Source organism: Rhodoluna sp., from assembly GCF_044239955.1.
Taxonomy (GTDB): Bacteria; Actinomycetota; Actinomycetes; order Actinomycetales; family Microbacteriaceae; genus Rhodoluna.
This window is the reverse complement of record NZ_JBIIAL010000003.1, coordinates 98665-115475: the sequence shown is the minus strand read 5'-3', so window position 1 is coordinate 115475 and position 16811 is coordinate 98665. Positions and strand designations below refer to the sequence as shown.

Below are 16811 nucleotides of genomic sequence, written 5' to 3'. Positions count from 1 at the left end.
AGGGCCCACGTCTAGGTGGCGGACCAGCTCACGAGAGAATGTTGCTTGCCAACATGGCTCGCTCGCTGTTCATCAACAAATCTGTCACCACAACCGAGGTCAAGGCAAAGCGTCTTCGCCCAGTTGCCGAGCGACTAGTTACCTTCGCAAAGCGTGGCGACCTACACTCTCGCAGACGCGTTATGCAGTCAATCACTGACAGAAACGTAGTTCACGAGCTGTTTGTAAACATCGCACCTCAGGTAGCTGAGCGTCAGGGTGGCTACACCCGCATCACCAAGCTCGGTTTCCGTAAGGGCGACAACGCTCCTATGGCAGTAATCGAATTGGTGCTTGACCCAGTGTCACCTAAGAAGATGAACAAGAAGCCAAAGCTTGAAAATGCAGTAAAGGCAGCTCCAAAAGCTGAGGTTGTTGCAGAAGAAGTTGTGGCCGAAGAAGTAGTAGCAGAGACCCCAGTTGAAGAAACAGTAGTTGAAACTGCAGCTGCCGAAGCTGTTGTTGAGGCTCCTGCCGAAGAAGCTCCAGCTGCAGAGGCTGCTACCGAAGAGCTAGTAGCCGAGGCTGCTGCCGAGGCTCCTGCTGAAGAAGCTCCAGCTTCTGAAGAAGAGAGCAAGTAGTTCTTAGAAATGACTAAACCCGTTGACCTGCCGGTCGACGGGTTTTGTCGTTACCGGATCGACTTTGGCTACGACGGCACGGACTTCAGCGGCTTCGCCAAACAGCCTGGGCTTCGAACTGTTCAAGCGGAACTTGTAAAGGCCGTTGCTGTCATCTTTGGAAAAGATGACTCTGATTTCAAACTTCGAATTGCTGGAAGAACCGATGCTGGTGTTCATGCTCAGCATCAGGTTGCACACCTTGATCTAACTTCTTCTCAACTAAAGCGCATCGGTCGAAACCCAGATGTTGCAGGGCGAGTAAATACCGCTCTACCAAAAGACATTCGGGTCTTTAGTTTTGATGTTGCGCCAGAGGGATTTGACGCTAGATACTCGGCCACTTTTAGAAGATATCGCTACCGGATAGCCGACAAGAACTGCTTTGTTGATCCACTAGATGCTAGATACGTTTTGGAGGTAAAGCCTGAGCTTGATCTAAAGCCAATGAAGCAGGCGGCCAAGGTTTTGGTTGGCCTTCATGACTTTGGGGGTTTTTGCAAGCCGCGACCAGGAGCCACCACCATCCGCAGGCTTCGTTCAATCAAGATTTCCAGAAACCAAAGCAAGGGCCGAATCATTGAAATCGAAGTCAAGGGTGATGCCTTCTGTCACAACATGGTTCGATCCATTGTTGGGGCTTTGGTTGCCGTGGGTCGGGGTCGGGCGAGCGTTTCGGATGTTCAAAAACGTCTGAAATCTGGATCTAGGGCAGGGTCACTGAAGGTGGTTGCGGCCAAGGGTTTGAGCCTGATCGAGGTTGGTTACCCCAAGGACTCCAGGATGGGTATTCAGGCCCAAAACACCCGTAAAAGAAGGGTTCTGGACGAAAATTAGGGTTTGACCAAGCCGCTTGGCAGGGCCTAAACTAGTAACTTGTTGCGGTTCGTAAGGACCATTGCACAATGAATCCAAGCCCCAAGGCTGGAAACATGAAATCGACTAAGAAAAGTAAGGCAAATTAGCGTGCGTACCTATTCTCCAAAGGCTCATGAGCTAGACAACAAGTGGTTAATCATTGACGCCACTGATGTTGTGCTGGGTCGTTTGGCAACCCAGGCGGCAACTCTGTTGCGCGGCAAGCACAAGCCAACCTTTGCTCCTCACATGGACAACGGCGATTTCGTAATCATCATCAACGCTGACAAGGTTGCACTAACCGGATCCAAGCTGTTGCAGAAAAAGGCTTACCGTCACTCTGGTTACCCAGGTGGACTAACCGCTACAACTTATTCCGAGCTTTTGGAAAAGACTCCTGAGAAGGCTGTTGAAAAAGCTATCCGCGGAATGATTCCTAAGAACTCTCTTGGTCGCGATCAGCTAGCCAAGCTAAAGGTATACAAGGGCAGCGAGCACCCGCACGCCGCACAGAAGCCAACCCAATTTGTAATTGATCAGGTAGCCCAGTAACAACTGGCTAAATAAGAAAACTAGAGGATCACCTTGCCAAAAAACGAAACCGAAGTAGAAGCTACTAGCTACTCAACCGAGACTCCTGCAGAAGCAGTGAAGGCCGAAACCAAAAAGGTACGTGCCCCGCTAACTGTTCCAGGTGCAGGTCTTGGTCGTCGTAAGGAAGCAATCGCTCGTGTTCGCATGGTTCCAGGAACCGGTGTTATCAAAGTTAACGGAAGAGCTCTTGCTGAGTACTTCCCAAACAAATTGCACCAGCAGCTAGTGCAGGACCCATTTACAGTTTTGGAACTTTCCGGAAGCTACGACGTAATTGCAAAGATTTCTGGTGGAGGAGTTGCAGGTCAAGCCGGCGCTCTTCGCCTAGGTATCTCTCGTGCCCTAAACGAGATCGACAAGGACAACAACCGCGCAACTCTAAAAAAGAGTGGCTTCCTATCTCGCGACTCCCGCATCAAGGAGCGTAAGAAGGCTGGACTAAAGAAGGCTAGAAAGGCTTCTCAGTTCAGCAAGCGCTAATCTTCAAAAGATTTCGCTAACCTTTCTATCATGTCCCGGTTATTCGGTACCGACGGTGTTCGAGGTCTTGCTAATAGAGACATCACATCAGAATCAGCCCTAAAGCTAGCTCAAGCTGCAGCAATCGTTTTAGGTGAGCAGGCTAGAGCCAGAGGACAAAAACCAATTGCTGTTATCGGGCGCGACCCAAGAATTTCCGGTGAGTTTCTAGCTGCTGCAATTTCGGCAGGTTTGGCAAGTAGCGGCGTTGACGTATTTGACGCTGGCGTTATCCCAACTCCAGCGACCTCTTTTTTGACAGCTGACTTGGACGCCGACTTCGGGGTCATGATCTCCGCATCTCACAACCCAGCGCCGGATAACGGAATCAAGTTTTTCTCCCGCGGTGGCCACAAGTTAGACGACGCGGTCGAGGATGCAATTGAAGCGGCTCTTTCTGCCAAACCCCTAACCCCAATTGGAGCAGAGATTGGTCACGTAAAATCTTTTGCAGATGCAAAGAGCCGCTACCTGGTTCACCTTCAAGGAACACTTCCTAACAGCCTTAAGGGAATCAAAGTTGTGGTGGATTGTGCCAACGGTGCCGCATCTGATCTTGCACCTAAAGCATTTCATGATGCCGGTGCCGAAGTTGTTGTAATTGGAAACGAACCTGATGGTTACAACATCAACCTGGGTTGCGGCTCGACACACTTGAGCGCGTTGCAGGCCGCGGTAGTTGAACACGGTGCTGATGTTGGAATCGCTCACGATGGTGATGCCGACAGAACCTTGGCAGTTGATGCAACTGGAGCCATCGTGGATGGCGATCAGATCATGGCAATCTTGGCAGTGGCTGCAAAATCACGCGGCGATCTATCGCGCAACACATTGGTTGCAACCGTGATGAGTAACTTAGGTCTAAAAATTGCCATGAAGCAAGCCGGTATTGAAATGATTGAAACTAAGGTTGGGGACCGCTACGTTCTCGAAGTGATCCGTGAAGGCGGATACACCCTAGGAGGCGAGCAGTCAGGTCACCTTATTTTTGCAAGACATGCCACCACGGGTGATGGGATCCTCACTGGCTTACAGCTTCTAGCCCAGATGAGCTCAACCGGAAAGAGCCTGCAGGAACTAGCAAGTGCGATGAAGGTTTACCCGCAGGTGCTAATCAACGTTCCAGAAGTGGACAAGTCCAAGGTTAATTCCGACCCAGAGCTACAAAAAGTAGTCCAAGAGGCAAAAACCGAGCTTGGCGAAACCGGTCGAGTGCTACTTAGAGCCTCTGGAACAGAGCCACTGGTGCGTGTGATGGTTGAAGCCCAAGATGCTGGAACAGCCCAGAGCTGGGCCGAGCGAATCGCCAGGGTGGTTGAAAAGCAGCTAAAGCTTTCTTAGCAGCACGCTTTCCACCCGGTGATTGTCACCTTTTTTCAAAACCAAAGTAGCCCTGGATCTTGTGGGCAGGATGTTCTCAGTCAAGTTAGTCAAGTTTATGGTTTCCCAAATTTCGGTGGCGCGGGCCAGGGCCTTTTCTAGAGGCATCTCGGCGTAGCGGTGAAAGTAACTTTCCGGGTTAGTAAAGGCCGACTCGCGTAGTGCATGGAATCTGTTTAGGAACCACTTGGAGATGTTTTGAGTTTCCGCATCAACGAATATCTTGAAGTCAAAGAAATCGCTCAAGGTAAGATCTTGATCCGGACCCGGACCCTGGAGAACGTTCAGGCCCTCAATTATCAAAACATCCGGTGAGTCAACAACTACCTCTTCGCCCGGGACGATGTCATAAGTTAGGTGCGAATAAACCGGTGCCGAAACTTTCTTTTTTCCACTTTTGATGTCCGAAACAAACTTGATAAGCGCTAAGCGATCATAAGATTCAGGAAAACCCTTTCGCTCCATAAGAGTTCTATTCTCAAGTTCCTTGTTTGGATATAGGAATCCATCGGTTGTTACCAGTGCAACCTGGGGGGTTCCTTCCCAACGACTTAGAAGTTCCTTGAGCAATCTTGAAACAGTTGATTTACCAACAGCCACCGAACCAGCAACACCAATAATGAATGGCACGGGCTTAGCACGCTCGCCTAAGAATTCACTTGTTGCTTTGTGAATGTCAGCGTGCTTGGTGACGTATAAATTTAGGAACCGACTAAGTGGCAAATAGACTTCTGCGACTTCGGTGAGGTCAAGAAAGTCACCAAGACCTCTGATTTGAGAGATTTCTGACTCGGTTAAAGGTTGCTTTGTTGAATTTCCTAACCGAGACCAATCGGATCGCAATATTTCAACAAATGGGGTCAGCTCGCCCTGGTTTATAGGGGTTGAAGGGGAAGCGGAAGCACTCACAACAAGCCATTCTGCCGTAAATTAGAGGTATGTGCGGAATAGTTGGATATGCAGGACCGAAATCAACCAAAGATGTAATCCTTGGGGGATTGAGGCGCCTCGAGTACCGAGGATATGACTCCGCGGGTATTTCTATCATCACCGCGCATGGAACCCTGGAGACCAGGAAGAAAGCCGGAAAGCTAGATAACCTGGTTGCAGACATAGAAGCCAACCCACTGGAGCCTTCAAAGACTGGAATCGGTCACACTAGGTGGGCAACCCACGGTGCCCCAACTGATCAAAACGCCCACCCTCACCTAGGTGGCTCTCATTCAAAACTTGCCCTGATTCACAATGGAATCATTGAGAACTTCGCTGAACTAAAGAACGAACTTTTGGCATCGGGCACTAACTTTGCCAGCGAGACAGACTCTGAGGTGGCGGCACACTTGATTGCCAAAGAGTTTGATAAATCTGGAGACCTGGCTTATGCCTTTGGCCGGGTAGTGAATCGCCTGCACGGTGCCTTTACAATCTTGATTATCCACGAGGAATTTCCTGACCTAATTTTGGCTGCCAGAAGAAATGCACCACTTGTTATTGGCCTTGGAGACGGCGAGAACTTCTTAGGAAGTGACGTGGCGGCTTTTGTTGAGCACACCAAGCGGGCAATCTCCGTGGGCCAAGATCAGATTGTCAGCCTAAGTTCTTCTGGCGTGAGCGTCACTAACTTTGATGGAACACCAGTAGTAAGTAAAGAGTTTGAAATTGACTGGGATGCATCCCAGGCCTCCAAGGGTGGCTGGCCATCATTCATGGCTAAAGAAATTGCTGATCAGCCACAAGCGGTAGCAGACACCATGATGGGAAGAATTAACTCCGATGGTCTTGTTGCCCTAAGAGATTTGGATGCTCTCGATAAGAAATACTTCGACGAAATCGAACGCATCATTGTTGTTGCCTGCGGAACAGCAAGCTACGCCGGCGAGATAGCTAAGTACGCAATCGAGAAGTGGGCCAAGATCCCAGTTTCGGTTGAGCTTGCTCACGAGTTTAGATACCGCGACCCAATACTTACTTCAAAGACCCTGATTGTCGCCATTAGCCAATCTGGTGAAACCATGGACACCCTGATGGCAACTCGCTTTGCTAGAGAACAAGGTGCCAAGGTGTTGGCTATTTGCAATACTCAGGGAGCAACCTTGGCCCGGGAGAGCGATGCAGTTATTTATACTCACGCCGGTCCTGAGGTGGCCGTAGCTTCAACCAAAGCCCTGACAGCTCAGATGACTGCGGTATATCTACTTGCCCTATTCCTTGCAACCAATCGAGCGATTCTTGATCGCAATCAAATTATGGCTCTTGGGAAAGAGCTGTTGAAGCTTCCAGCAAAGGTGGAAGAGACCCTTGCTTCACTTGGTCAGGTTGCTGAGCTTGCCAAGAAGATGGAAAAAGCCAAGACCGTCTTGTTTTTGGGTAGGAACGTTGGCTTCCCAGTGGCAATGGAAGGGGCGCTAAAGCTCAAAGAGCTGGCCTATATCCACGCTGAAGGGTTTGCCGCTGGGGAACTAAAGCACGGCCCTATTGCACTAATTGAGCAGGGTCAGCCGGTGATTGTTATTCTTCCAGCACCAGAGGACCCACTGCACCCGAAGGTCGTTTCCAACATTCAAGAAATCAAGGCCCGTGGCGCTGAAGTAATAGCTATTGCAGTCCAGGGTGACATGGAGGTTGCAAACTATGCGACCAACGTTTGGTACGTACCTGCCACAGAGTGGCTCATGGCCCCAATCTTGACTGTAATTCCACTTCAAGCATTTGCCATGGAGTTAGCAACCGCTAAGGGTCTCGACGTAGATCAACCGAGGAACTTGGCCAAATCAGTCACGGTAGAGTAATGATTTTTGGAATCGGCGTTGATCTGGTTGACATCGAAAGATTCGAAAAAGCCCTAGACCAAACCCCAAAGCTTCGAGAGCGATTATTTACCGAGAGCGAGCGAGATCTCTCATCCCAATCCCTAGCTGCCAGATTCGCAGCCAAGGAGGCACTTGTGAAAGCCGTTGGCAAAGCCAAGGGTCTATCTTTTCAAGGCGTGAGCGTTGCCAAGGATCAAGACGGTAAGCCCTATTTTGAATTCACTGGCGAGACCGAGCAGACCATTAAATCCCACGGCATTAGCCAATTTCATCTTTCGCTAAGTCACGATGGAAACATGGCAGTTGCCTACGTCGTTGCCGAGGTGGCAAATTGAGAACGATCACTATTGATTTGGAAGCGATTGCCTCGAATTACAAAACTCTAAAGAAGCTAACTGGCGGTCAAGTAATGGCAATTGTCAAAGCTGACGCATTTGGGCACGGAATGATTGAAGTTTCCAAAAAACTCGACTCAATTGGTGTCGATCTTCTTGGAACTGCTGATATCGAAGAAGCCATGGAGCTTCGGCAAGTTGGAATTAAATCTCCAATCATGGCTTGGCTTCACAGCAAAAACACAAAGTTTGAAGAAGCCATAAGTAGTGACATTCAACTTGGAGCATCTGCTATTGCAACTTTGGAAAACATTGCAAATGCTGCAAAGAAAGTTGGCAAGGTTGCCAAGGTGCACCTAAAAGTCGACACCGGACTCGGTAGAAACGGGGCTGATCTAGCGAGCTGGCCTGAGCTGATCAAAAGAGCAGTTGAGCTTTCAGCCAGCGGAGCTATTGATCTCGTTGGAGTTTTTTCACATCTATCTGGAACCAGCGAGAAAGACGATCTAGAGCAACTTCGAGTATTTGAAGAAGCGATCGAGACTGCAACCAGTCTTGGTGCAAGTTTCAAGATTCGTCACATCGCCGCTAGCCTCGCGGCTTTGCGATATCCAAGTACCAGATTGGACATGGTTCGAGTCGGTGCGGCTATGTATGGAATTGACCCCAGCACGGAGGTAATTGCTAGGGATCATGGCCTGTTGCCTGCGATGAGAGTCACCTCTGAAGTGGTGCACATCAAGAAGGTGCCCGCAGGCCACGGCGTTAGCTATGGCTACCTGCACCGAACCAAAGCTTCGTCCACGCTTGCCTTAGTGCCATTCGGTTATACAGAAGGGTTCCCGAGAGTAGCGACCGGGAAAGCCGAGGTGTCTCTAAATGGCAAGAAATACCCAGTTCTAGGCAGGGTGGCCATGGATCAGTTCATTTTGGATTTGGGTAGCGACAGCGCCGAAGTCGGCGATGAGGTTGTGATAATCGGCGATAGCACCAAAGGTGAGCCAAGTGCCGAAGATCTAGCCCTGGCGGCCGGCACGATCAATTATGAAATCGTAACCAAGATGGGCGGCCGGGCAAAGCGGGTCTATCGTTGAACGCCCATAAGCAACTTTCGATTTTGATCAAGAACGAGAACCAAATGCATGAGCTTGGCATTCGCTTGGGTTCGTTGTTGGAGCCAGGAGATTTGGTTTCGCTAAATGGTGTTCTAGGTGCTGGAAAAACAACCTTAACTAAAGCAATCGGAGAAGGCGTTGGGGTGCAGGGTAGCATTTCCTCGCCGACATTCCTAATTGCCCGCACTCACCCAACAAAATCTGGCACACACTTTGTTCACATCGATGCCTATCGGCTGTCTGCCCCTAGGGAATTAGATGATTTGGACATCGATTACCAAAACTCTATTTCGGTTATCGAGTGGGGCAAGGGTTTTACTGACGGTCTTACTGAATCTTTGGTCGAAGTTAACATTGAAAGATTTCTAGAATCCGAAGACCGCAAGCTAACTTTTTCCGGTCAAGGCAGATTTAGTGATGTATCAAAATTTCTGGGTGAGACAAATTGAAGCAGATCATGTTAGCAATCGACACCTCGCAGGGCACCTCAGTTGCCGTTCTGGCTGATGGCAAAGTTTTATCGGAAGCCACCGATTCAAACCCTATGCGTCATGCAGAAAACATCGGGACACTTATTGCTGGCTGTGTTGAGCAAGCCGGAGTGAGTGCAGCTGAAGTTACCCACGTAGCTGTGGGGATTGGGCCTGGACCCTTCACTGGGCTGAGGGTAGGAATTGCAGCTGCCAAAATGTTTGCGGCTGGTTCAAAAGCGACTCTGCATGGCGTTGGCTCTTTAGACGCTATTGCTTTTGGGTTAGACCTTGCTGAGCCAACCTTGGTAATCGCAGATGCCAGAAGGTCTGAGGTTTACTATGCGCTTTATCAAAGCAAGAGCCCCAACGGGATCCCTGAGGCCCTGTTGGTCCCAGGTGTCAGCAAGCAAGCTGATCTCGAAGCCCGGCTCCAAAGCGAAGCTCAGCACTATCGGCTTGTTTCAGATCCGGTTTCCGCAGCTTCCTTGGGGTTACTGGCTATTGCCCAGCTACTAGAAGGTGGCCCGGCTGGCCACATCCAGGCCAATTACCTCAGGGAGCCTGACGCCACTTTCGCAAACCCTAAGAAGGTTTCTGGATGAGCCACCAGATAAGAATTGCCACCGAAGCTGACCTTGAGCAAATCATGCAAATTGAAAAATCATGTTTTGCTAATGACGCCTGGTCTAAATCAAATATGAAAAGTGAGTTACTCGCACCGCACACAAGCTACGTTGTTGCCGAAGAAGGTAATTCCTTGATTGGCTACGCGGGCCTCAGCAAACTGCCTACTTCAACTAGCTCTGATATTCAAACCATTGCTGTTAGCGAAAGCCACCGCAACCAAGGAATCGGGCGAAAGCTTATGGCAAGTCTTCTAGATTTTGCCAGAGAGCAAAAAGCGAAAGAAGTTTTTCTTGAAGTGCGCGAGGATAAACCAACTCCGCAGAGTTTGTATAGCTCTCTTGGCTTCAAAGCTATTGACCGACGTGAAAATTATTACCAACCAGATGGCGTTGCTGCAATTGTGATGCGTCTTGAATTGGAGGTTCAAGAATGAGCGCACCTATAGTTTTGGGAATTGAAACAAGTTGTGATGAAACTGGAATTGGAATTGTTCAGGGCAACAAGTTACTTGCCAATGTAATCTCTTCTTCGATGGATCAGCATGCAAGATTCGGTGGTGTGGTTCCAGAGATCGCAGCCCGTGCCCACCTAGAAGCCCTTGAGTCAGTTTTAGCCAAAGCACTAACTGATGCAAACATTTCAATCGATCAGGTTGATGCCATAGCTGTAACCAATGGACCGGGACTCGCGGGAGCCCTAATGGTTGGGGTGGGTGCGGCTAAAGCCTTAGCGGTCTCGTTGAACAAGCCCATTTACGCGGTCAATCACCTGGTCGCTCACGTGGCGGTGGATATCTTGGAACGAGGAAAACTCGAAACCCCAACTGTGGCGCTACTGGTAAGCGGAGGTCACACCTCTTTATTGCTAGTTCGGGACATCTTGAATGACGTGGAATTGCTAGGGGAGACCGTGGATGATGCCGCAGGTGAGGCCTTTGACAAGGTTGCTCGGGTGCTTGGCCTGGCCTATCCGGGCGGGCCCGAGATAGACAAGGCAGCTAAGGAAGGCGACCCAAAGGCTATCCGTTTCCCAAGGGGACTGAGCCTACCCAAGGACATGGAACATAACCGCTATAACTTCAGTTTCTCAGGCCTAAAAACTGCTGTTGCAAGACACGTCGAGCTGGCCGAATCAAAGAATGAAACAATTTCTATTCCAGACGTTGCCGCTTCGTTTCGGGAGGCAGTTGTCGATGTGCTGGTCACCAAAGCCATCAATGCATGTCTTGAAAACGATGTTCCAAGACTGATTCTTGGAGGCGGCGTTGTGGCCAACTCTAGACTTCGCGAAGTTGCAGCGACCCGGTGTGCCGAGGCAGGAGTCGAACTTCGGATCCCAGCGTTTTCTCTCTGCACAGACAATGGTGCGATGATTGCATCGCTTGGCGCTCAGATGGTTATGACTGGAGTGAAGCCAAATGATCTTGACTTTGGGGTTTACTCAACTATTGATTTCTAGCCGCGAAGCGGCAGAGCAATTCCAATTGCTATGAAAATTCCACCAAAGACCTGGTTTGCCCGTTTCCCAAACTTGACTAAGGCGGGCTTTAAGGTATTGGCAAGCGAAGCTACCACGTACTCGTAAATAAACTCAATGACAACAAAAGTCATCGCCATAACTACAAATTGCGCGAATAGAGAAATACTTGGATCGATAAATTGCGGCAAGAATGCCACAAAAAATAATATTCCTTTTGGGTTAGTGAGTGCCGCTAGAGCACCTTGTCTAAAAAGGTAAGAACCCTTCACGTTACTAACCGGTTTGGTATCTTGCGCACCAATAGCAGGAGAGCGCCAAACTGAAATTCCGAGCCATATCAAATACGCTCCACCAACAAATTTGAGCACCGTGAGTATCTCAACTGATGCTGCTAGCAGGGCACCGATTCCAAACATCGACAAGGCAATGACGGTAGCGAATCCAACGGAGCCACCCAAAATGGTCGAAAGTGTTTTACGGCGACCGTAAATGGCCCCGTGAGTTAGGGCCAAGAGGCCATTAGGGCCAGGGGTTAGGGTGAGGCCGGTTACTGCTAGAAGGTAGAGAACCCAGTTACCTAGTTCCATGCAGAAATCTCCCAGCACCAATTTCTCTAATTATGGCGGTTCTAGCAAGTGTGGCCAAAACCTAGCCGTTTATTCTCACAGCCTACTAACGGCTAAACCGGAGTCTATACACAGCCTCAAGTGCTCAAATGGAAACAGGTAAACCAATAGAAGGAGCCAACTATGGCCGAAAAAGATAAGAAGTTTGATTTCACAAAACTAAACACCCTGGCGGTTGTTTCAATCGCTACAGCCCTAACCTCGATTGGAGCGGTAGCGGCGATCATCACAGGTCACGTTGCTTTGACTCAGATTAAGAAATCTCGCGAAAGCGGACGTGGCTTAGCGTTGGCCGGAACCATCGTGGGTTACGTAACAATCGGTTTCTGGGTTCTCACGAGCATTGGATTCCTAATTGCCGGAACTTACCTAAAGGGCCGCTATGGAATGGACATGGGAGACCGAATGGGTTGGGACTACTAACAAAAAACTTCTAGTCAGCTGATGGGTTGTGTGACTAGCACTCGGTGGGCGTCGCCCACTCTGGTAACTACCAGGGTGGCGGCGCCTTCCCCTTTGGGCGAGAGTTCACGCCGCAGCTCTTCGGGTGATATATCGGAACCCCTCTTTTTGATTTCCAAAACACCAATTCCATTTTTCTTTACGTAAGCTTTCAGCTGCTTACGGTCAAAGACCAGGTTGTCGATGACTTCAAACCCACGCATCCATGGCGAGCTGATTTTTTCATCTGAAGTTAGATACGCAATGTCGGGACTGATAATTTTTAAGTCCATTGGTCCGGCAAAATCCGAAATCAATCTAGAACGAATGAGCGAGTTATCAGGTTCGTAAACATACTTTCCTAGCTCACCAAGTGGTGCGTTAGGACTGTCAGTCTGAGAAGAGGTGATCTCGTGTTGGCCAGCAGAGTCCAGAAAAAGTGCCGAGCGCGCAACGCTGTTGCGCTTGAGTGAACCAAACCACAATCCAAGTTCAACTAAATCGCCTTCAACTGAAACCCACTGGGCTTCGGCGTCATTCGGAATTTGCCGCTTGTCGTGGCCAGGACCTAGTTTTATCCCGGTTGGTTTAGTGCGGGCGGCCGCCAGACAGAAATCAAAATTCGGTGAGTAGTTCGCCGGATCAAAGTGCCTCTGAGCCTCCGCTCTTTTGGGCCCTTTCAGATCCCTTCGAGCTGGATCCAGAAAGAGAGCTTCGAACTGGGAAAGATCCAGCTCCTCAACATTTTCTTGCTCTACCGTGACGTTTTCAAAGGCCGCTAGGTTATAGGTAGCAACGGCTGCTGTCACCTCATCAATTTCAAAGGCTCGGACTGTTATATCAAGTGCGGCCATAGCCATTGATTCGGCACCAATTCCACAACCCAGATCCGCTACCTCTTTTATGCCAGCTGCCCGGAACCTGCCAGCGTGCAGGGCAGCCACTTTGAGCCTGGAGGCCTGCTCCAATCCGGCCTCGGTAAAGAGCATGCCCTGGGCAAAATCACCAAACTTGGCTACCGCCCTCTTTCGAAGCTTTGCCTGGGTTAGGGCCGCCGCCACTGTCATTGGATCATGGCCCGCTTTTCTAAGCTGGGCCACCATCTTGAGAACGTCGGTATCGGAGGAGTAGAACAGCTCATCAAGTAATAGCTGGCCTCCAGGGCTAGCTAGCCTAATAAAGTCCTCGCGCTCCATCGCTACAGGCTACCAAGACCGCCTTGGCCGGGCAGCTCTTCCCGTGCTATTGTTTAGTTAGCACTCTCGCCTCGAGTGTGCTAATCCACCTAAAACTTAGACAAAGAAGAGGTCATAATGTCGGTTTCAATCAAGCCGCTTGAAGATCGTATTGTTGTTCGTCCAGTAGCCGCCGAGCAGGTAACTGCCTCAGGTCTGGTAATTCCTGACACAGCTCAGGAAAGGCCCCAAGAGGCTGAAGTTATCGCCGTTGGGCCAGGACGCGTTGACGACAAGGGAGTAAGAATCCCAGTTGATGTTTCAGTTGGCGATATGGTGATTTTCTCCAAGTATGGAGGCACTGAGCTTAAGTACAACAACGAGGAGTACCTAGTACTTTCTGCCAGAGACGTATTGGCGATCGTAACCAAGTAGTCGTTTTGTGTAAAAACCCCACAGGCTAGCTTGCTTGTGGGGTTTTTATTTACCCCTAGATTTAGTGTGTGAGTGAGAAAGCGATAGGCAAAGGTATTGGCTACGGTCTTTCTGCCTACCTAATTTGGGGCTCTTTCCCAATTGTGATTGCTGCACTGTCTTTCGCCGAACCTTTTGAGATTGTGGTTTGGCGAGTCATCTTTGGATTCGTTTTTGGAATTGGCGCAATCTTGGTCACAAGGAAATTTACTGAATACCAAGCAGTGTTTAGTCAGCCTAAACAGCTTCTCTGGATATCTCTTGCTGCCGTAGTGATTTACATCAACTGGCAAGTCTATGTTTTTGCCGTTGCGGACGGGCACGTAATAGAAGCCTCGCTTGGGTATTTCATAAATCCACTGGTCACAATAGCGCTCGCAACAATATTCCTGAAAGAAAAGCTTAATGTCTTTCAATGGGTGGCAGTTGGGCTTGGCACTGCTGCAGTTTTGGTGATGACGTTTAGTCTTGGCCAGCCCCCAATAATTGCTTTGTTGCTGGCCTTCTCTTTTGGTATCTACGGACTTGCTAAGAATCGTTTGGGCGGGAAAGTTTCTGCATTGAATAGCTTCACCATCGAAACTACGATGCTGCTTCCATTGGGTATTGCCCAGCTGGTTTTTCTAGCCATGTTTTCTGGCATTCAATTTGGATCTGCCGGATTGGTACCGTCGCTTGGCTTAGCAGCATATGGATTCCTAACAGCTATTCCCCTGTTGCTTTTTGGAGCGGCCGCTAAGCGAGTGCCGCTAAGTTATATCGGCTTCATGCAGTACTTGACTCCGACCCTGCAGTTTTTACTCGGGCTGTTCTATTTTCAGGAGCTAATGGCACCAGCTCGTTGGTTTGGGTTCATTATGGTGTGGCTAGCCCTGGCCATTTTGTCTTTCGATGCCCTCCGGCAGCTAACCAATAGGAGTAAGCAAACAACTCCTCAGATCTCCTAATGAAGACTAGTTCTAGATTTGAAACCGAATTGTAATAAAGCCCAAAAAAAGGTTTTTGGCAACTGATTTCGAAGCAAATTCGCCATTTTGGCTACAAATACACGCTTTTTTGGCTATTTTTAGGCGATTTCAAACCTACGGATTCCTGAAGAGTGAAGTGGGGCTTGAAGGCTATGGTTTTCGAAACTCAGCCAATCTATACTTGGGAGCTTGAACCATATCTTAGGAAATGGTTCAAAAACCATTATATAAAGGAGAAAAATGAGCTCATTTTCATTCTCTCGTCGTAACAGGAAGACCGCTACTGCAGTTGCTACTCTAGCCGCTGCGGCTTTGGTTCTTTCTGGTTGCGCAGCAACCGGAGACGGTGGCGCTGCTGGCGGCGAGCTAACACTAAAGATCGGTACTGCACTTCCGCAGACCGGAAACCTGGCCTTCCTAGGCCCACCTGAAGAAGCTGGTGTTGCTCTTGCTATCAAGGAGATCAACGAAGCTGACAAGGGTATTCAGGTTGAGGTTACTTGGGGAGACTCTGGTGACACCGACAACAAGGCATACGAGACCGAGATTCCTCGTCTTCTAAACGCTGGCGTTAACGCAATCATTGGTGCTGCTTCATCTGGTACTTCATTGCAGTTCATCGACCAGGTTGTTGGAGCTGGAGTAGTTCAGTTCTCACCTGCAAACACATCTGCTGCGCTTAGCACCTACGACGACAAGGGACTTTACTTCCGTACTGCTCCTTCTGACGTTCTACAGGGTGAGGTTCTTGGTAACCTAATCGCTGCTGATGGTCACGAGACACTTGGAATGATCGTTCTAAACGACTCCTACGGAACTGGTCTTGCTAGTTTCGTAACTGAGGCTTTCGAAGCTGCAGGTGGAGAAGTTACAGCTGCACCGACATACAACACCGGTGACACTAACTTCACATCTCAGATTGCTGAAGTTCTTGCAACTAACCCAGACGCAATTGCTCTGATCACCTTCGAAGAAGTAAAGACCATTATTCCTGGTCTAAGCGACTTCCCAGCTGACAAGCTTTACTTTGTTGATGGAAACCTTGCTAACTTCTCAGACGTATTTGAGCCAGGCACTCTAACCGGCGCAAAGGGAACTCTTCCAGGTTTGGACATTGAGACCATTCCTGAGTTCCTACAGAGAATGAACGACAACTGGGTAGCAGAGGGTAACCCTGACCTAGATGGCGTTTACTCTTACGGACCTGAGTCATACGACGCAGTAGTTCTTCTAGCTCTTGCAGCACTTGCTGCTGGATCTGTAGAGGGCGTTGACATGGCTGGCAAGCTTCAGGAAGTTTCTGGAGGTTCCGGTTCAGGTACCAAGTGCACCAGCTTTGCTGAGTGTGCTGACATCATCATCGGCGGCGGAGTCGCTGACTACGATGGTGTTTCTGGTCCAATCACATTCGATGAGAATGGTGACCCAACCGAGGCGAGCATCGGTGTATACGTCTACCAGGACGACAACACCTACGTTCCAGCCAAGTAAGCATCAATTAGAAAAACCCCCGGGAGCAATCCCGGGGGTTTTTCATTTAAGTTATTTCTTTACTCGCCTAGGGTTCCAAGGTAGAGCCCGATAACCTTTGGATCGTTTAGTAGCTCTCGTCCACTTCCAACCACAGCGTCCTTACCCTGATCAAGCACGTAGGCCCGGTCAGAGATCTGGAGGCAACGGCGGGCATTTTGCTCAACCATGATGGTTGTAACCCCTGCCTTGTTAATCTCAGACACACGAATGAAAGCTTCGTCCTGTCTAACAGGGGATAATCCAGCGGACGGCTCATCAAGTAGCAACACCTTAGGGTCCATCATTAGTGCGCGGCTCATGGCAACCATCTGGCGTTCTCCACCAGAGAGTGAGCCAGCACGTTGCTTGAGTCTCTTACCAAGCTCAGCAAAGATCCCGGTCACAAACTCTAGGCGCTGGGCATAGCTCTTTGGGTCCTGGAACAAGCCCATCTGAAGGTTCTCTTCAATTGTTAGAGAAGGAAAGACGTTATTGTTCTGTGGAACGTATCCGATTCCCTTAGCTACCAATTGGTTTGCCTTAAGGTTCGCGATTGATTCTCCGTTTAGCAAGATCTCGCCCTCGCGAACCTTTACAAGACCAAAGATTGCTTTGAGAAGTGTGGACTTACCGGCACCGTTTGGGCCAATGATGCCAACAAGTTCTCCCTGGTTCGCGAAGAAGTTTGCTCCATTAAGAATGTTTACCCCAGGCAGGTAACCCGCGACCAAAGATTTGGTTTCAATTACTGGAACATTAGTCATTG

General features: G+C 49.4%; 20 protein-coding genes. 16 read left to right on the top strand and 4 right to left on the bottom strand.

What is annotated here, in order from left to right; translation table 11 throughout:
• The 5 genes from rplQ to glmM all read left to right on the top strand — a co-directional run.
• On the top strand, positions 1 to 620 hold a 620-nt coding region (gene rplQ, locus AC9UFE_RS02600; RefSeq protein ID WP_509545420.1), incomplete at its 5' end, for a 50S ribosomal protein L17.
• Positions 621 to 629: 9 nt separating this feature from the next.
• Positions 630 to 1496, top strand: coding sequence for a tRNA pseudouridine(38-40) synthase TruA (truA, locus tag AC9UFE_RS02595; RefSeq protein WP_509545419.1), 867 nt, complete (start codon positions 630 to 632; stop codon positions 1494 to 1496).
• A gap of 129 nt (positions 1497 to 1625) precedes the next feature.
• Positions 1626 to 2069 carry a 50S ribosomal protein L13 gene (gene rplM, locus AC9UFE_RS02590; RefSeq protein WP_509545418.1) on the top strand — a complete coding sequence of 148 codons (444 nt, stop codon included), beginning with the start codon at positions 1626 to 1628 and terminating at the stop codon, positions 2067 to 2069.
• 27 nt (positions 2070 to 2096) lie between these two features.
• Entirely contained in the window at positions 2097 to 2591 is a 495-nt protein-coding gene (gene rpsI / locus AC9UFE_RS02585) for a 30S ribosomal protein S9 (protein WP_509545426.1), read from the top strand.
• 30 nt (positions 2592 to 2621) lie between these two features.
• On the top strand, positions 2622 to 3971 hold the full coding sequence (gene glmM / locus AC9UFE_RS02580) for a phosphoglucosamine mutase (protein WP_509545417.1): 1350 nt from the start codon (positions 2622 to 2624) through the stop codon (positions 3969 to 3971).
• Here glmM and coaA read toward each other — a convergent pair.
• A complete protein-coding gene (gene coaA / locus AC9UFE_RS02575; protein WP_509545416.1) occupies positions 3957 to 4919 on the bottom strand; it encodes a type I pantothenate kinase in 963 nt (320 codons plus the stop codon). The two genes, glmM and coaA, sit on opposite strands and share 15 nt — an antisense overlap.
• A 29-nt stretch (positions 4920 to 4948) precedes the next feature.
• Between coaA and glmS the strand changes: the two genes are divergently transcribed.
• The 7 genes from glmS to tsaD are packed head-to-tail and all read left to right on the top strand — an operon-like array spanning position 4949 to position 10828.
• Positions 4949 to 6799, top strand: a complete 1851-nt coding sequence (gene glmS / locus AC9UFE_RS02570) for a glutamine--fructose-6-phosphate transaminase (isomerizing) (RefSeq protein ID WP_509545415.1) — start codon at positions 4949 to 4951, stop codon at positions 6797 to 6799.
• Positions 6799 to 7155, top strand: coding sequence for a holo-ACP synthase (locus AC9UFE_RS02565; RefSeq protein WP_509545414.1), 357 nt, complete (start codon positions 6799 to 6801; stop codon positions 7153 to 7155). Before glmS ends, AC9UFE_RS02565 begins: the two co-directional genes overlap by 1 nt.
• The gene (alr, locus tag AC9UFE_RS02560; protein ID WP_509545413.1) at positions 7152 to 8249 is read left to right on the top strand and encodes an alanine racemase; all 1098 of its coding nucleotides are present in this window, start codon (positions 7152 to 7154) and stop codon (positions 8247 to 8249) included. Before AC9UFE_RS02565 ends, alr begins: the two co-directional genes overlap by 4 nt.
• A complete protein-coding gene (gene tsaE / locus AC9UFE_RS02555) occupies positions 8246 to 8719 on the top strand; it encodes a tRNA (adenosine(37)-N6)-threonylcarbamoyltransferase complex ATPase subunit type 1 TsaE (protein WP_509545412.1) in 474 nt (157 codons plus the stop codon). The genes alr and tsaE overlap by 4 nt, the downstream gene beginning before the upstream one ends.
• An 8-nt stretch (positions 8720 to 8727) precedes the next feature.
• On the top strand, positions 8728 to 9345 hold the full coding sequence (gene tsaB, locus AC9UFE_RS02550) for a tRNA (adenosine(37)-N6)-threonylcarbamoyltransferase complex dimerization subunit type 1 TsaB (RefSeq protein WP_509545411.1): 618 nt from the start codon (positions 8728 to 8730) through the stop codon (positions 9343 to 9345).
• Positions 9342 to 9803 (top strand): ribosomal protein S18-alanine N-acetyltransferase, encoded by a 462-nt coding sequence (gene rimI / locus AC9UFE_RS02545; protein ID WP_509545410.1) that lies wholly within the window; start codon positions 9342 to 9344, stop codon positions 9801 to 9803. The genes tsaB and rimI overlap by 4 nt, the downstream gene beginning before the upstream one ends.
• Positions 9800 to 10828, top strand: coding sequence for a tRNA (adenosine(37)-N6)-threonylcarbamoyltransferase complex transferase subunit TsaD (gene tsaD / locus AC9UFE_RS02540; RefSeq protein WP_509545409.1), 1029 nt, complete (start codon positions 9800 to 9802; stop codon positions 10826 to 10828). The genes rimI and tsaD overlap by 4 nt, the downstream gene beginning before the upstream one ends.
• Here tsaD and AC9UFE_RS02535 read toward each other — a convergent pair.
• Positions 10825 to 11436, bottom strand: a complete 612-nt coding sequence (locus AC9UFE_RS02535) for a LysE family translocator (protein WP_509545408.1) — start codon at positions 11434 to 11436, stop codon at positions 10825 to 10827. The two genes, tsaD and AC9UFE_RS02535, sit on opposite strands and share 4 nt — an antisense overlap.
• 162 nt (positions 11437 to 11598) lie before the next feature.
• On the opposite strand from AC9UFE_RS02535, the gene AC9UFE_RS02530 reads away from it, so the two are divergent.
• The gene (locus tag AC9UFE_RS02530) at positions 11599 to 11898 is read left to right on the top strand and encodes a DUF4190 domain-containing protein (RefSeq protein ID WP_509545407.1); all 300 of its coding nucleotides are present in this window, start codon (positions 11599 to 11601) and stop codon (positions 11896 to 11898) included.
• Between the two features lie 14 nt (positions 11899 to 11912).
• Here the strand turns inward: AC9UFE_RS02530 and AC9UFE_RS02525 are convergent, their stop codons facing one another.
• Positions 11913 to 13112 (bottom strand): THUMP-like domain-containing protein, encoded by a 1200-nt coding sequence (locus AC9UFE_RS02525; RefSeq protein WP_509545406.1) that lies wholly within the window; start codon positions 13110 to 13112, stop codon positions 11913 to 11915.
• A gap of 117 nt (positions 13113 to 13229) precedes the next feature.
• Between AC9UFE_RS02525 and groES the strand changes: the two genes are divergently transcribed.
• The 3 genes from groES (at position 13230) to AC9UFE_RS02510 (ending at position 16024) form a co-directional block, all read left to right on the top strand.
• On the top strand, positions 13230 to 13526 hold the full coding sequence (gene groES / locus AC9UFE_RS02520) for a co-chaperone GroES (protein WP_509545405.1): 297 nt from the start codon (positions 13230 to 13232) through the stop codon (positions 13524 to 13526).
• Positions 13527 to 13594: 68 nt separating this feature from the next.
• Positions 13595 to 14512 (top strand): EamA family transporter RarD, encoded by a 918-nt coding sequence (rarD, locus tag AC9UFE_RS02515; RefSeq protein ID WP_509545404.1) that lies wholly within the window; start codon positions 13595 to 13597, stop codon positions 14510 to 14512.
• Between the two features lie 261 nt (positions 14513 to 14773).
• Entirely contained in the window at positions 14774 to 16024 is a 1251-nt protein-coding gene (locus AC9UFE_RS02510; RefSeq protein ID WP_509545403.1) for an ABC transporter substrate-binding protein, read from the top strand.
• A gap of 59 nt (positions 16025 to 16083) precedes the next feature.
• Here AC9UFE_RS02510 and AC9UFE_RS02505 read toward each other — a convergent pair whose 3' ends face one another.
• On the bottom strand, positions 16084 to 16809 hold the full coding sequence (locus AC9UFE_RS02505; RefSeq protein WP_509545402.1) for an ABC transporter ATP-binding protein: 726 nt from the start codon (positions 16807 to 16809) through the stop codon (positions 16084 to 16086).
• Positions 16810 to 16811: the final 2 nt, after the last annotated feature.